Genomic DNA, 14,661 nt, shown 5'->3' with positions numbered 1-14,661 from the left:
GGACGCCGAAGCCCCCGGGATCGCGGCCTGTGGCACGCGTCCCGGGGGCCGACCGGCAGGGTCGAGCCGGTCGAGACGGGCAGGGCTCCCCCCGAGATGGAGCCCTGTCCTCATCACGGCGACTGGGCCCGCAACCCCCCAAGCGGGTCCCAGTCACCTAGAAAGACGCCGACCGCCGCCCTGATGGTTGCTCGCCTCCGGATCTTTTTCAGGTCTGGGGCTGGGCGTCGCGGAAGAAGCTCCCGGCGATCGCCGAGGCGGCCGCCAGGTCGCCGCTCTCCGACAGCACGGCGACCGCGACGTCACCCTGCCAGCCCACGAACCATGAGAGCCGGGTGCGCTCCTTCTTCTCCGTCTGGGTGACCTCGGCGGCCACGCCGTACACGGGGTCGCCGGGGGCGGAGGCGGCGGTGGCCGCGCCGGACGTCACACCGGCCCGCATGAGCGTGCGCAGCTTCGCGGTGATCGCGGGGTCGAGCGTGACGGGCTGGGCGGTGGCCTGCGTGGCGCCGCCGACCGATGGGTCGGGGGCGGCGGGCGAGGTCACCAGCACCGGCGGCCGCCACGTGCCGGACTTCACGGCCGCGGCGACGAGGGCCATCGCCAGCGGGCTCACGCGGGCACCCTGCCCGGCCATGATCTTCGCGATGGCGGCGTCCCCGTCGGGGGCGTTCATCGACCCGCTGAACGTCTTCAGCGGCAGCCTCCAGTCGCCGCCGATGCCGAACTGGGTCGCGCTGTCGGCCAGCCGCTGTCCGCTGATCCGCCGGGCAAGCGACGCCAGGGCGGTCACGCAGCCCTGCGCGAAGTCGGTTTGGAAGGTCGGTGTCGTCACCCCGACGATGCCCGGCTGCTGGAAGCGGGCTCCGCCCACGGTGCGGTCGGCGCTGCACGGCACCTTCTGCTTCGGGTCGAGGCCCGACTCGAGCAGCCCTTCCGCGGCGATGATCGAGAAGGCGGTGCCGGCCGCGAACTTTCCGGCCAGCGCGTCGTTCTCCTGGTGCAGCTGGTTGGTGGAGACGGCCAGCACCTCGCCGGTGGAGGCCTGCACCGCGACGAGCGCGGCCGGGCGGGGTCCGGCCACGGCGGAGTCGCCCACGTGCTGCAGGCGGCTGTCGATCGTCGTCTGGACCGAGGAGTTCTCCCGTCCCGGCCACGCCTTGAGCTCCTTGACCTGCCTGCCGGTGGCGTTGTCGAGGATGACGACCCGGGTCTCGGTCGAGCCGGTGAGCTGGTCCTGGTAGGCCTTCTGCAGGCCGTCGCGGCCGAGCGTGTCGCCGGCGCGCTGCGGTCCGCCGAGCTTCTGCTCCGCCTCCGGCGTGATGGCCGTGACCACCCCGACGATCTGGGTGGGCGACTTGGGGGCGACCGGCGGGTTGTCGATCTGGAACTCGAGACCCGGGATGGCCTCCAGCTTGGACTTGATCTGGGCGAACTTCGTCCGCCCGAACGTCGCGAGGGGGACGAAGTCCTGCGGGGGCGACGACAGGATGCGGCTCAGCAGGCGGTCCTGGGCGAAACCGGTGACCTTCGAGAGCTGGTCGCAGAGCCTGCCGGGGTCCTTGATCTTGGCGGGGATGACTCCGGCGACGTGCAGCACGGTCTCGTCCTGCAACGGGTTGCCGTTCCGGTCGAGGATCGGCTTGCGGCCCTTGGGGACGGTGGCGACCGCGAGCCGCTGCCCGGGGTGCAGGTCGGGGTGGATGACGCTCGGCGACCACCGCACCTTCCACTGGCCGCCGACCAGGTGCAGGGGCAGGTTGCCGTCGTACTGCCAGAGGGGGTTGTTCTCGCCGAGATCCACCTCGGCGTGGTAGCCGGCCTGCGCCGAGTCGCCGTCCTGGCTGATCCCCCGCAGGGTGAAGCGGATCGAGGCGGCGTCCAGTTGCAGCCGGGCGTCCTCCAGCGCCTTGCGCACCACCGCCGGGTTGCCGTCGGCGCGCCGCGCGGCGGCGGCGTAGTCGCCCGTCTGCCAGCCGACGAGGAAGTCGCGCACCGCGTCGTGCGGCGTCGGCTCCTCGAAGCAGCCGGTCAGCAGGGGCGCGGCCAGCCCCAGCGCGAGCGCGGCCCGTACGGCTCTCGCCCGGACGACCCCGAATGATCGGAAGGACACGGGCTAACGGCCCCCCCGGCGGCGGACCGCGTTCGACATGGCCCGCGCCATCTCCCGGTTGGCCTGCTTCTCCATGAGCGTCTGCCGCTTGTCGTAGTCCTTCTTACCCCTGGCGACGCCGATTTCGATCTTCGCCCGGCCGTCCTTGAAGTACATCGACAGCGGGATCAGCGTGAGGCCCTTCTCCTTCAGCGTCACGTCGAGCTTGCCGATCTCCTTGCGGTTCAGCAGCAGCTTGCGCGTCCGCCGGGCGGCGTGGTTGGTCCAGGTGCCCTGGCTGTACTCCGGGATGTACACGTTGATCAGCCAGACCTCGCCGCCCTCGACCGACGCGTAGCCGTCGGTCAGGTTGGCCTTTCCCGCCCGCAGGGACTTGACCTCGGTGCCGGTCAGGACGAGACCGGCCTCGTAGGTGTCCTCGATGAAGAAGTCGTGCCTGGCACGCTTGTTCTGGGCGATCAGCTTGCGCCCGGTCTCACGTGGCATAAGGGGAGCCTACCGTCGCCTCGAAGGGCGGAAACGAGTTGCGCGGCGGTGCGGGCTCACACCCGCAGGTAGCGGCGCAGAGTGACGAAAGAGGCGAGCACACAGATGAGCACGCCGATGGCCATCGTGCCGGTGATCACACCCGCGACCGTGTCCCAGCCGAGGGGCGCGGCCATGTAGGTCTGGATCGACTCGAAGATGAAGACCTTGACGATGATCAGGATCACACCGGACAGAACGCCGCCGATGAGGCCCGCGATCAGACCCTCCAGCACGAACGGAAGCTGGATGTAGATGTTGGAGGCGCCCACCAGCCGCATGATGCCGGTCTCTCTCCGGCGGTTGTACGCCGAGAGCCGGACCGTGTTGCCGATCAGCAGGGTCGCCGCGATCACCATGAGGATCGCGATGCCCAGCGCCACGTTGCGCAGCGTGTCCATGAAGCCGAAGACCGACTGGAGCAGGTCGCGCTCGTTGACGACGTTGGAGACGCCGGGCTGTCCCTTGAGGCTGCCGGCCACGGCCGCCGCCTTCTCCGGGTCCTTCAGCTTGACCCGGAACGACTCCGGCATGTCCTCGGGCTTGGTCACCGAGAGCAGCAGTGTGTTGCTCTCCGTGCTCTGGAAGTTCTTGAACGCCTGGGCCTGGTTCTCGAACTGCACCCGCTCGACGTCCGGCAGCGCCTTGATCGTCTGCTCCAGGTTGCCCTTCTCCTCCTGCGTGACCGCGCCTCTGTTCTTGCACGGTTCGAAGGGCGAGCCCTTGGTGCACAGGTAGACCGACAGCTCGACCTTGTCGCTCCAGAAGCCGGTCAGCTTCGAGACCTGGGAGTTGATCATCAGTCCGACGCCGAGCAGCGCCATGCCGACCGCCACCGTCACGATCACCGCGATGGTCATCGTGAGGTTGCGCCGAAGGCCGATCCAGACCTCGGAGAAGATGAAGTTGGCCCGCATGGTCCCAGTTACTCCTAATACGCCTGGCCGTACACGCCGCGCGACTGGTCGCGGACGATCTTGCCGTCCTCGAGCTCGACCACGCGCTTGCGCATGGAGTCGACGATCGCGGCGTCGTGTGTCGCCATGAGGACGGTCGTGCCGGTCCTGTTGATTCGGTCGAGCACCTTCATGATGCCGATGCTCGTGGCGGGGTCGATGTTTCCGGTCGGCTCGTCGGCCAGCAGGATCATCGGCCGGTTGACGAACGCGCGGGCCATCGCGACCCGCTGCTGCTCGCCACCGGACAGCTCCTCCGGCATGCGGTGCGCCTTGCCCTCCAGGCCGACGAGCTCGATGACCTCGGGGACGACCTTGCGGATGAAGCGGCGCGGCTTGCCGATGACCTCCAGGGCGAACGCCACGTTCTCATAGACGTTCTTGTTCGGCAGCAGCCGGAAGTCCTGGAAGACGCAGCCGATACGGCGGCGCAGGTGCGGCACCTTGAAGTTGGACAGCTTCGACAGGTCTTTGCCGGCCACGTGGATGGAGCCGCTGTTGGGCCGCTCCTCCTTCAGCACCAGCCGGAGGAAGGTGGACTTCCCCGACCCTGACGGACCGACCAGGAACACGAACTCGCCCTTGTCGACGTCCACGCTCACGTGGTCGAGGGCGGGCCGGTTTTGGTTCGCGTAGACCTTGGTGACATTATCGAAATGGATCACGGGCGCATCACGGCTAGCCAGTCTAGGGGGTTGGACGGCCGGTCCGGGGGTCGCCGGTCACTTTGCTCTGGATCGACGTTCCGTTTGGCCAGAGGCCAGTCTAGGGGTAACACTGGCATGGAACGTCCATAACGGAAACAAAACGATTAGCCCTTGGGCGATGGGGCGGTAAAGCTGCTATGAGCTGCGAACATCTGATCTGCGCCGCGTGCGCGGGCCCCGTGGTGGAGGGGCGCTGCCCCGTCTGCCGAGAGGGCCGCGCCAAGGTTCACCACCACGGGTTCATGGGGCTGTCGCCCCTGGTCATCGCACTGATCGTGCTACTGGTCGTGGCGCTCGTCGCGCTCACGCACGTCAGCGGTTACTGACCGTCACCCGACTCCTGGCGGCGCATCCAGCGGATCTCGCCCTCGATGAACTCGTCGAGGTCGCCGTCCAGCACGGCGGAGGGGTTGCCCGCCTCCACGCCCGTACGCAGGTCCTTGACGATCTGGTAGGGGTGCAGGACGTAGTTGCGGATCTGCGTGCCCCACGAGGTCGTCGTCTCGCCGCGCAGCTCGTTCATCGCCGCGGCCTCCTCCTGGCGCTTGCGCTCCAGCAGCTTGGCCTGGAGGACGGCCATCGCCGTCGCCCGGTTCTGCAGCTGCGACCGCTCGTTCTGGCAGGAGACCACGATCCCGGTCGGGAGGTGGGTGATCCTCACGGCCGAGTCGGTCGTGTTCACGCCCTGACCACCCGGCCCGGACGACCGGTAGACGTCGATCCGCAGGTCGTCTTCGTTGATGTCGATGTGATCGGTCTGCTCGACCACGGGCACCACGTCGACGCCCGCGAACGAGGTCTGCCGGCGGCCCTGGTTGTCGAACGGGCTGATCCGCACCAGCCGGTGGGTGCCGTGCTCGCCCCTGAGCGTGCCGTACGCGTAGGGGGCCTTGACCGTGAACGTGGCCGACTTGATGCCGGCCTCCTCGGCGTAGGAGGTCTCGTAGACCTCCGCCGGGTAGCCCTTGCGCTCGGCCCACCGCAGATACATGCGCAGCAGCATCTGGGCCCAGTCGGCCGCGTCGACGCCGCCCGCCTGGGCGTTGATGGTCACCAGCGCCTCGCGGGCGTCGTACTCGCCCGACAGGAGCGTGCGGACCTCGAGCGCGCTGACCTCGGACCTGAGCGCGGCGAGCTCCCGTTCCGCCTCGGCCAGCGCGTCCTCGTCGCCTTCTTCGGACGCCAGCTCGAACAGGACCGGCAGGTCCTCCAGGCGGCGGCCCAGGCCGTCCACCCGGTTGACCTCGGCCTGCAGGTGGGAGAGCTTGCTGGTGACGCGCTGCGCCTGCTCGGGGTCGTTCCACAGGTCGGGCGCGGCAGCCTGGTCCTCCAACTCGGCGATCTGCTTGCGCAGGGCGTCGAGGTCGAGCACGTCCTGAATGCCCTTCAGCGTGCCGCTAAGCTCGTTGATCTCTTCGGCTGGATCGATGACTGCCACGTCTGTAAAGGGTACGCGAATCGGAGACCCGGTCAGGCAGTCCGCCTCGGTAGCATGTGCATCGATTGCATGGGGAGGCTGGCGTGAACGGGGTCGTTCGGAGTGCGCTGGCCTTCGCCCTTCTCACCTCCACGGTCGTCGCCTGCTCGGGCGGCGAGCCGGCCCTGCCGACGGCCAGCCCGGCGGCCGCCATCTCCGCCCTGCCGAGTCCCGGCGCGAGCCCGTCGTCGTCGGCGAATTCCCCGGCCGTGACCCTGGATGAGGCCTCCGAGGCGTTCGACGCGTTCCTCGACACCGACAACGTGCTGCGGCAGGCCGGGGCCGGCCGGTGGGCGCTCCTGCTCACCCAGGACGGCCAGCGGCCCATCACGATCGCCGGCATCCACTCGCAGGCGGGCAAGCCCGCCCACTACACGTGGGATCGCCGCACGGTGCTCGTGCCCCGGCAGAGCGGCCGTTCGAACGTCTGGTTCGCGGCCACCGCGCGGCGGCGCGACGCCTCCGGCGAGGTCCGCACGGGCGTGTTCACGTTCGTACGGCAGGGCCGGAACGGGCGGTGGCTCAACAGCTTCGCGTCGCTCCTCTACCCCGGGGAGACGCCGCCCTCGGTCGCCCTCGACGAGGACGGGTACGCCACGGCGCTGGAGGCCCGCGACACCTCGGTGGCCATCAGCCCCAACCTGATGGGCCCGCTGCACGCCACGGTCGCCGAGGAGGGCACCAAGGGCTACGCCTCCGGGCTGATCGCCCCGGGACCGCAGACCACGGGCTTCTACGACGAGATCAGCAAGGCCAAGGAGACGGCCAAGGCCGACGACTGCATGAACTACGAGTCGATCTTCGCCTCTGCCCCCAACTATCCGATCTTCGCGCTGCGCACGAGCGACGGCGGCGCGATGATGCTCTACACGCTGATCCGCACGTCCTCGTGGACCCCCAGCCCCCAGGGGCTCAAGTGCGGCGAGGGACGTCCGGTGGCGGTGCCCGCGGAGGCCCGCTGGCTGCTGAACCCCGCCAAGAGCCTGTTCATCCGGCAGAAGCGGCAGATCATCGAGACCCAGCAGTACGTGAGCGCGGTGCCGCCCAAGGCGTCCACCGCGCCCGCGCACGTCGTCGGCTACGAGGGCATCGTCACCGGCGGCTCCAACCACTGATCACCGGGCACGGTCACTCCTCCACCGCGTGGGGGAGGTTGCTGGTGGACACCAGCGTCCGCACCGCGCGCAGCGCCACCGACAGCGTCGCCAGGTCGAAGGTGTCGCTCTCCCAGATCTCCGACAGCGTCTGCCGCGACCGCGTCACCGCGGCCTGGTTGGCCTCCGTCCAGCTCGCCAGCCGCTCCTCCGGCGACAGGCCCGGCCGGCTGTGGATCAGCACGTCCCTGGTCAGCGTCGCGTGGGCGGCGTACAGGTCGTCGCGCAGCGCCGACCTGGCCATCGAGTTCCACCGGCTGTCGCGCGGCAGCGCGATCACCCGCTCGCGCAGCCGGGCGAGCTGGAGCCGGTCGGCCAGGTCGAAGTAGACCTCGGCCACCTCGCTCACCGGCCGGCCGGTGTAGGCCGCGATCTCCACCAGGTCGAACGTGGAGTAGGCCGGCACCATCGCCGCGACCCGCTCGGCCAGCTCGCCGGGCACGCCCCTGGCCACGAAGGAGTCCCTGCGCTCCTCGTACGCCACGAGGTCGGGGCCGGTCAGCAGCTTGGGCAGGTGGGGCAGCAGGCCGCTCGCGCCCTCGATGAAGTAGCGGGCCGTGGAGGAGAGGTCGAGCGGCGGACGGCGGTTGCCGAGCAGCCAGCGGGTGCCGCGCTCGGACAGCTTGCGGGCCTCGAACAGCATCGCGAGCTGAGTGGAGGTGTCCACCTCGTTGTCCAGCTCCTCGATCTGGCGCACCAACGACGGCAGGTCGAAGACCTCCCGCGTCACCAGGTAGGCCCGCACGATGTCGGGCGTCGAGGCGCCGGTCTCCTCCCCGAACCGGAAGACGAAGCTCGTCCCGCCGAAGTTCACCACGTCGTTGACGATCCGGGTCGTGATGATCTCCCGGCGCAGCGGGTGGGAGTCCATGTACGGCCGGAAGCGCTCCCGCAGGGCCGAGGGGAAGTACGACACCAGCCACGACGCCAGCGACGGGTCGTCGGGGATGTCCGACTGCAGCAGCTCGGCGTCCACCACGAGCTTGGTGTAGGCGAGCAGCACCGCGAACTCGGGGTTGGTGAGCCCGAGCCCGGCCTGGCGCCGCTCGGCGAGCACCTTGTCCGAGGGCAGGAACTCCAGCTCCCGGTCGACCAGCCCGGCCCGCTCCAGCTTCCGCAGATAGCGGGAGTGGATGTGCAGCATCTCCGGCGCCTGCGCCCGGGCCGCCGCGAGCACGACGTTCTGGGCGTAGTTGTCCTCCAGGACCAGCCTGCCCACCTCGTCGGTCATGTCGAGGAAGAGCTGGTTGCGCTGCTTGTCGGTCATCTCGCCGTCGCGGACGACCTGGTCGAGCAGGATCTTGATGTTCACCTCGTGGTCGGAGGTGTCCACACCGGCCGAGTTGTCGATGAAGTCGGTGTTGATCAGCCCGCCGTTCAGGGCGAACTCGATCCTGGCGCGCTGGGTGAAGCCGAGGTTGCCGCCCTCGCCCACGACCTTGCAGCGCAGCTCGGACGCGTTGATCCGCAGCGCGTCGTTGGCCTTGTCGCCCACGTCGGCGTGGGTCTCCGACGACGCCTTGACGTACGTGCCGATGCCGCCGTTCCACAGCAGGTCGACGGGGGCCCGCAGGATCGCGCTGATCAGGTCGTTCGGCGCGAGCGCGGTGACGTTGGACGGCAGGCCGAGCGCGGCGCGCGTCTGGGGCGACACCGGGATCGACTTCGCGGTGCGCGGCCACACGCCGCCGCCCGCCGAGATGAGCTTCCTGTCGTAGTCGTCCCAGGAGCTTCTGGGCAGCTCGAACAGCCGCCGCCGCTCGGCGAAGCTCCGCGCCGGGTCGGGGTCGGGGTCGATGAACACGTGCCGGTGGTCGAAGGCCGCCACGAGCCGGATGTGCTCCGACAGGAGCATCCCGTTGCCGAACACGTCGCCGGACATGTCGCCGATGCCGACCACGGTGAAGTCGGTGGTCTGCACGTCCACGCCGAGCGTGCGGAAGTGGTATTTGACCGACTCCCAGGCGCCCCTCGCGGTGATGCCCATGACCTTGTGGTCGTAGCCGACCGACCCGCCGGAGGCGAAGGCGTCCCCGAGCCAGTAGCCGTACTCCTTGGCCACCTCGTTGGCGATGTCGGAGAACGTCGCGGTGCCCTTGTCGGCGGCCACCACGAGGTAGGTGTCGTCGCCGTCGTGCCGCACGACGTCGGGCGGCGGCACGACCTGCCCGGCGGCCAGGTTGTCGGTGAGGTCGAGCAGGCCCGAGATGAACTGGCGATAGCAGGCCACGCCCTCGGCGAGGAACTCGTCGCGTCCGCCGGCCGGGGGCTGCTTGACGACGAAGCCGCCCTTCGAGCCGGTCGGCACGATGACGGTGTTCTTCACCATCTGCGCCTTGACCAGGCCGAGGATCTCCGTGCGGAAGTCCTCCATGCGGTCCGACCAGCGCAGGCCGCCGCGGGCGACCTTGCCGAAGCGCAGGTGCACGCCCTCGACGCGCGGCGAGTACACGAAGATCTCGTACTTCGGCCGGGGCCGCGGCAGCACGCTGATCGCCTGCGGGTCGAACTTCAGCGAGATGTACGGCTTGCGCCTGCCGGTGACGAACTGGCTGCCCGCGTCGCCGGCGTCGCGGCCGTCGTCGCGCGCGGCCTGGAAGACGTTGGTGCGCAGCGTCGCCTGGATCATCTCCAGGTAGGCCCGCAGGATGCGGTCCTCGTCGAGCGAGGCCACCTCGTCCAGCGAGGCGAGGATCTCCTCGGTCAGCGCGTCGCAGACCTCCGCCCTGGCGTCGTCGGGCCGGCGCGGGTCGAGCCTGGCCTCGAACAGCCGCACCAGCAGCCGGGCCAGCCGCACGTTCCCGCGCAGCACCTTCTCTATGTACGACTGGCTGAACGTCGTGCCGGCCTGCCGCAGATACTTGGCGTACGCCCGGAGGATCTCGGCCTGCTCCCAGGTGAGCCCGCCGGCCAGCACGAGCGCGTTGAAGCCGTCGTTCTCCACCTCGCCACGCCACAGCACGGCGAACGCGTCCTGGAAGAGCCGCTTGAACTCGTCGCGGTGCACCTCCTCTGAGGGGGTGTAGCGCAGGCCGAAGTCGTAGATCCAGGCGTCCTTGGTGCGGGGGTCGTGGTCACGGTCGATCTCGTAGGGCCGCTCGTCCACCACCTCGACGCCCATCCGGGTGAGCAGCGGAAGCACCCGCGACAGCGAGATCGGCGCGCCCAGCCGGTAGAGCTTCAGGCGCCGCTTCCCCTCGGCCGCGCCGTACGGCTCGTAGAGGTTGATGCCGATGGCGTTGGGGTCCTCGGCGAGCGCCTCCAGCCGCTTGAGGTCGGCGACGGCCGTACGCGCGGGGAAGTCGGCCTTGTAGCCCTCGGGGAAGGCGGAGCCGTAGCGGCGCAGCAGCCGGGGCGCGTCCTCTTCCGGGCACAGCTCGTTGATCGCGGTGGCGAGGTCGTCCTCCCACGTCCGGGTGGTGGCGGCCAGCCGCGCCTCCAGCTCCTCGACGTCGACCGGGGTGTCGGCGAGCGGCTTGCCGCGCTCGCCGCGGATCACGATGTGCAGCCGGGCCAGCGCCGACTCGCCGATCATCGTGCTGTAGTCGAGCGAGCTGCCGCCGAGCGCGTCCATCAGGATGCGCTGCATGTGCAGGCGCACCTTGGTGGTGTAGCGGTCGCGCGGCAGGAAGATCAGGCAGGAGATGTAGCGGCCGTAGTCGTCGCGGCGCAGGAACAGCTTGACCTGCTTGCGCTCGCGCAGCCGCAGCACGCCGAGCGCGATGGGCAGCAGCTCGTCCACGGACATCTGGAAGAGCTCGGTGCGCGGGTAGGTCTCCAGGATCTCCATCAGATCCTTGCCGTCGTGGCTGTCGGGCGACAGCCCGGCCCGCTCCAGCACCTCGGCGAGCTTGCGCCGCAGCACCGGGATCCGGGAGATCGACTCGTTGTACGCCACGTGGGTGAACAGGCCGAGGAAACGGCGCTCGCCGATCACCTCGCCCTCGGGTGAGAAGACCTTGATCCCGATGTAGTCGAGGTAGTGGGGCCGATAGACGGTGGCCCGGCTGTTGGCCTTGGTGACGATGAGGAGCTGTTTCTCCCGCGCCTTCTCCCGCACGGCCGGCGGCAGGGCCGCGAAGCTGGCCGATCCGGGCTTGTCGGCCCGCAGGATGCCGAGCCCGGTGCCGGGCAGGCCGCGCAGCGCCGCGCCGCCGTCGGTGTCCTCCAGGCGGTATTCGCGGTAGCCGAGGAACGTGAAGTGGCCGTCGGCCAGCCAGCGCAGCAGCTCCACGCCGTCCTCGACCTGCGCGGGGTCGAGCGGCGGCGGGTTGACCGCCAGGTCCTCGGCGGTCTGCACGGCCATCGCCCGCATCTTGGCGAAGTCCTCGACCGCGCAGCGCACGTCGAGCAGCACCCGCTGCAGGTCGTTCTCCAGCTCCTTGAGCACGGCCTGATCGGTCTGCCGGTCGATCTCGATGTGCATCCACGACTCGCGGATGACCTGCCCGGTGACGTCCTCCTTGTCGGGGCCGAGCAGCTCGCCGGTCATGTCCCTGCGCACCCGCATCTGCGGATGGACGATCAGGTGGGTGCCGATCTCGTGCCGGTCCAGCTCCGTCGTCACCGAGTCGACGAGGAACGGCATGTCGTCGGTGACGATCTGGACCACCGAGCGGCCCGGGTCCCAGCCGTGCTCCTCCAGAGTGGGAGTGAACGCGCGGACCAGCGCGCGTCCCTGCGGCCGGTGCTGGGCCAGGTGGCGGTGGGCCATCGCGGGGCCGTAGACGTTCACCGGGTCGCGGTCGGCCAGGTCCTCGACCGGAACGTTCCGGTAGTACCGCCGTAGGAAGGCCAGGACGTCCTCGCCCTCCACCTGCAGCGCTCCCGGCGCGTGCGCGCATCTCTCGGCGGCGATGCGGAGAAGCTCATCCAGCGCTTCATCCGATTCCTGCCGACTTAGCGCCATTTCGAGCGGCATGTCGCTACTCACTCCCTTGTGAGGATTCAAAGCCAGGCCCGCAGTTCCCAGAGCAGGGGAAAGAAGTGCAAACGCGTCCTTCCCCTCAAGTACGGTGCCCCAGAAGAGCCCCCCGTACCGGATTTCGTGCCGATCTGGCGCTCCACCATCTGCACGTGCCTCATCCGCCAGAGCGCCGTCGTCTCGTCGTGGGTGAGGAGATCTTCGGCCAGATCCCACAGATCGTCGTACGATCCCCGGTCGCGGGCGACGGCCAGCAGGGACTCCATGATCTCCTCGTCGGAGACAGGCAGGCCCCGCTGGGAGAGGGCGGTGACGAAGGCGTCCCACAGCGTCGGCTCGTCGAGCCGACGCCGGAGCCTGGCGAGCTCCGCCTCGCTCGCGTCCCGCAGCCGGCCGAGGTACGTCGGGTCCTTGGCGCCGGAGAGGAACTCGAGCTCGCGGAACTGCACCGACTGGAAGCCGCTCGCGGGGGCGAGCACCGATCGGAACTCCAGAAAGTCCTGGGGGGTCATGGTCTCCAGCACCTGGACCTGGTCGACCAGCACCTTCTCCACCGCGTGGACCCGGCGGAACAGGTGCCTGGCACGCCACAGGGCGCCCTCGATCATCGCGTCCCTGATCCGCTCCAGCTCGTGCAGGAGGAGCTTGAACCACAGCTCATAGACCTGGTGAACGGTGATGAACAGCAGTTCGTCGCTGGCCCCGGATCGCTGCTCCTGCTGGGCGAGCAGCTCGGGGAGGCGGAGATAACCGCCATAGGACAGGCGCGCGCCCTCCTCGCCGAAACTGCGCGGCGGGGGCAGGACGTCTCCGGACCCGGCCCGGCCGTACGGCGTCGCAGGCATGCGCCACTCCTCCACGATGGGCGCGCTCCTTCCGGTCCCCATTGACCGAAAGGTCGGCACCACCGCCCCCGATATCACCCCAAAACGGCACAAACGTCAACTTGGTCCAGACCCTTGTGATCAGGGGGTTGACCTTGCCCCATTTAACCAGCCACACCCCCGCCGAGGGGTCCGATGCGCACGCCGCCCCGCAATGATCGGAAAGCCACGCGCCGGCCATCGGGAAATCCGAAATTCCGGATCACGAGACGGTGTGCACTCCTCGAAGCTGCTTTCGACTCGCGTGCGATCATGAGTCGTGGAAGATCACCGTCCGGAGCGTACGGCCGTCTTCGTGGACCAGAGCGGACGCCGGGCCAGGATCTTGACAGCGGCCGCGGCCGACGGGCGATCTTCGGGCCGTACCGCGGCCGTCTGCCGCGGGCCGCCGGCGCCGGGCGATCAGGGGTGGGAACGCTCCGAGGAGGAGACGGAGCCGTCCTTGAAGGCGTCGAGCATGCCGGGCAGCTCCTGGGCCTCCAGCAGTTCCGCCCGGCATGGCGCGCATTCGTCGAGGTGCCGCTCGAACGCCTCGGCGTCGTCGTCGTCCAGCACTCCCAGGGCGTACGCTGCCACGTCGAAGTGCGGCGACGACGCGGACATCAGCTGGCCACCCCCCTCTCCTTCAGGGCCGTGCGAAGTGCGCGCAGGGCGTAAAAGAGCCTGGATTTCACGGTACCCGGTGGGATGCCCAGAACCTCGGCCGCTTGGCTTACCGTCCGGTCCCGTAAGTATGTCTCTTCGATAACTTCCCGGTGCTGACTCGACAGGTGCCGCAGCGCGTCCGCGACCACGATGGCCGCCAGCGTCCGGTCCGAGCCGTCCGGTACGGCGATGCTGTCCTCTTCGGGAGCCTCCACCTCCCTCGGCCGTACGCCGCGCCTGCGGCGCCCGTCGATCACGATGCGGCGGGCGACGGTGAGGAGCCACGCCCACAGCAGGGGCGGCTCCCACGTCAGCTTCGCCGAGTTGCGCCAGGCACGCACGAGCGTCTCCTGGACGACGTCCTCAGCCCATTGCAGGTCGTTGCCGGTCGTCTTGCGCACATGACGCAGCAGCGGACCGCCGAACTCGCGGTACAGCTCCCGGATCAGGCGTTCGTCCCGATCGTCGTTGTCAGCGTCATAGTCGGGGGGGTCAAGACGCACGAACCGGCTGTCGAGTTGTCGACGCACGGCCACATATTTGCACCAGGGTTACTGGTTCGTACACCACATCCGTAACTCCAGTCATTTCTGACTATTTCCTGAACCGCGCCCGAGGAGACCGCGTACCTCCGACCGAAGGTCACGAAAGGAGGCACGATGCGGTTCCGGTTTGGGGAACTCCTGGTGCTCGGCGTCTTCCTCTTCGCGGCGGCCGTCACGGTCGTCGTGGTCGTCCCTCGGAGTGCGTCGTCGCAGCCGGGCTGGACCGGGCCGGATTGGACGCAGACCCCCTACGGCCCGCTGGGCCCGGCCGACCGCGACCTGCTGGTCCGCGTGCGCTGGGCGGGGCTCTGGGAGATCCCCGCCGGCCGCTGGGCCCAGGACCGGGCCGGCAGCGCCAAGGTCAAGGACGCCGGCATGCACCTCGTCGAGGACCACACCAAGCTCGACGCGGCGGTCAGGGAGCTCGCCGCCAAGCTCGCCGTCCCGCTGCCGGACCAGCCCAACCCCGACCAGCGCGGGTGGCTGGACGAGATGGCGCCCCTGCGCGGCGCCGACTTCGACCGCGTCTTCACCGCCCGCCTGCGCGACGCGCACGGCAAGGTGTTCACCTTCGTCTCCGCCGTACGCGCGGACACCCGCAACAGCCTGATCCGCGACTTCGCCGGGCAGGCGGTCGACGTCGTGATGAAGCACATGACGCTGCTCGAAGGCACCGGGCTCGTCGACTACTCCACGCTGCCCACCCCCACGGTCTAGCACTGTCTTTAGGG

At 69.3% G+C, this 14,661-nt stretch carries 12 protein-coding genes; 3 read left to right on the top strand and 9 right to left on the bottom strand.

Features of this window, described 5'->3' with window-relative positions:
* Positions 1 to 208: 208 nt before the first annotated feature.
* From OHB01_RS18115 to ftsE, 4 genes are read right to left on the bottom strand one after another with little or no spacing between them, the layout of a single operon-like run.
* Positions 209 to 2,113, bottom strand: coding sequence for a penicillin-binding transpeptidase domain-containing protein (locus tag OHB01_RS18115; RefSeq protein WP_142648190.1), 1,905 nt, complete (start codon positions 2,111 to 2,113; stop codon positions 209 to 211).
* 3 nt (positions 2,114 to 2,116) lie between these two features.
* Positions 2,117 to 2,599 carry an SsrA-binding protein SmpB gene (gene smpB, locus OHB01_RS18110; protein WP_142648189.1) on the bottom strand — a complete coding sequence of 161 codons (483 nt, stop codon included), beginning with the start codon at positions 2,597 to 2,599 and terminating at the stop codon, positions 2,117 to 2,119.
* 56 nt (positions 2,600 to 2,655) lie between these two features.
* Positions 2,656 to 3,555, bottom strand: a complete 900-nt coding sequence (ftsX, locus tag OHB01_RS18105; protein WP_142623990.1) for a permease-like cell division protein FtsX — start codon at positions 3,553 to 3,555, stop codon at positions 2,656 to 2,658.
* A gap of 14 nt (positions 3,556 to 3,569) precedes the next feature.
* Positions 3,570 to 4,259, bottom strand: coding sequence for a cell division ATP-binding protein FtsE (ftsE, locus tag OHB01_RS18100; protein WP_079315626.1), 690 nt, complete (start codon positions 4,257 to 4,259; stop codon positions 3,570 to 3,572).
* A 179-nt stretch (positions 4,260 to 4,438) separates the two neighbouring features.
* On the opposite strand from ftsE, the gene OHB01_RS18095 reads away from it, so the two are divergent.
* Positions 4,439 to 4,627 carry a hypothetical protein gene (locus OHB01_RS18095; protein WP_030509253.1) on the top strand — a complete coding sequence of 63 codons (189 nt, stop codon included), beginning with the start codon at positions 4,439 to 4,441 and terminating at the stop codon, positions 4,625 to 4,627.
* On the opposite strand, the gene prfB is transcribed toward OHB01_RS18095, so the two are convergent.
* Positions 4,621 to 5,739, bottom strand: coding sequence for a peptide chain release factor 2 (prfB, locus tag OHB01_RS18090; RefSeq protein ID WP_142648188.1), 1,119 nt, complete (start codon positions 5,737 to 5,739; stop codon positions 4,621 to 4,623). The two genes, OHB01_RS18095 and prfB, sit on opposite strands and share 7 nt — an antisense overlap.
* An 83-nt stretch (positions 5,740 to 5,822) precedes the next feature.
* Between prfB and OHB01_RS18085 the strand changes: the two genes are divergently transcribed.
* Positions 5,823 to 6,893, top strand: a complete 1,071-nt coding sequence (locus OHB01_RS18085; RefSeq protein ID WP_142648187.1) for a hypothetical protein — start codon at positions 5,823 to 5,825, stop codon at positions 6,891 to 6,893.
* A 13-nt stretch (positions 6,894 to 6,906) separates the two neighbouring features.
* Here OHB01_RS18085 and OHB01_RS18080 read toward each other — a convergent pair whose 3' ends face one another.
* From OHB01_RS18080 to OHB01_RS18065, 4 genes are all read right to left on the bottom strand, one after another.
* The gene (locus OHB01_RS18080; RefSeq protein WP_142648186.1) at positions 6,907 to 11,853 is read right to left on the bottom strand and encodes an NAD-glutamate dehydrogenase; all 4,947 of its coding nucleotides are present in this window, start codon (positions 11,851 to 11,853) and stop codon (positions 6,907 to 6,909) included.
* A gap of 26 nt (positions 11,854 to 11,879) precedes the next feature.
* Positions 11,880 to 12,701, bottom strand: coding sequence for a tryptophan 2,3-dioxygenase (locus OHB01_RS18075; RefSeq protein ID WP_142648185.1), 822 nt, complete (start codon positions 12,699 to 12,701; stop codon positions 11,880 to 11,882).
* A 441-nt stretch (positions 12,702 to 13,142) separates the two neighbouring features.
* The gene (locus OHB01_RS18070; protein ID WP_142623997.1) at positions 13,143 to 13,343 is read right to left on the bottom strand and encodes a zf-HC2 domain-containing protein; all 201 of its coding nucleotides are present in this window, start codon (positions 13,341 to 13,343) and stop codon (positions 13,143 to 13,145) included.
* Positions 13,343 to 13,921 (bottom strand): sigma-70 family RNA polymerase sigma factor, encoded by a 579-nt coding sequence (locus OHB01_RS18065; protein WP_312845745.1) that lies wholly within the window; start codon positions 13,919 to 13,921, stop codon positions 13,343 to 13,345. The genes OHB01_RS18070 and OHB01_RS18065 overlap by 1 nt, the downstream gene beginning before the upstream one ends.
* 123 nt (positions 13,922 to 14,044) lie before the next feature.
* Here OHB01_RS18065 and OHB01_RS18060 point away from each other — a divergent pair, with 123 nt between their 5' ends.
* Positions 14,045 to 14,647, top strand: coding sequence for a DUF4142 domain-containing protein (locus tag OHB01_RS18060; RefSeq protein ID WP_142648184.1), 603 nt, complete (start codon positions 14,045 to 14,047; stop codon positions 14,645 to 14,647).
* The last annotated feature ends 14 nt before the right edge of the window (positions 14,648 to 14,661 follow it).

This window comes from Microbispora hainanensis (assembly GCF_036186745.1).
In the GTDB taxonomy this organism is placed as follows: domain Bacteria; phylum Actinomycetota; class Actinomycetes; order Streptosporangiales; family Streptosporangiaceae; genus Microbispora.
Note: the sequence above shows the minus strand (reverse complement) of the source record. Positions and strands in the feature narration are given on the sequence as shown.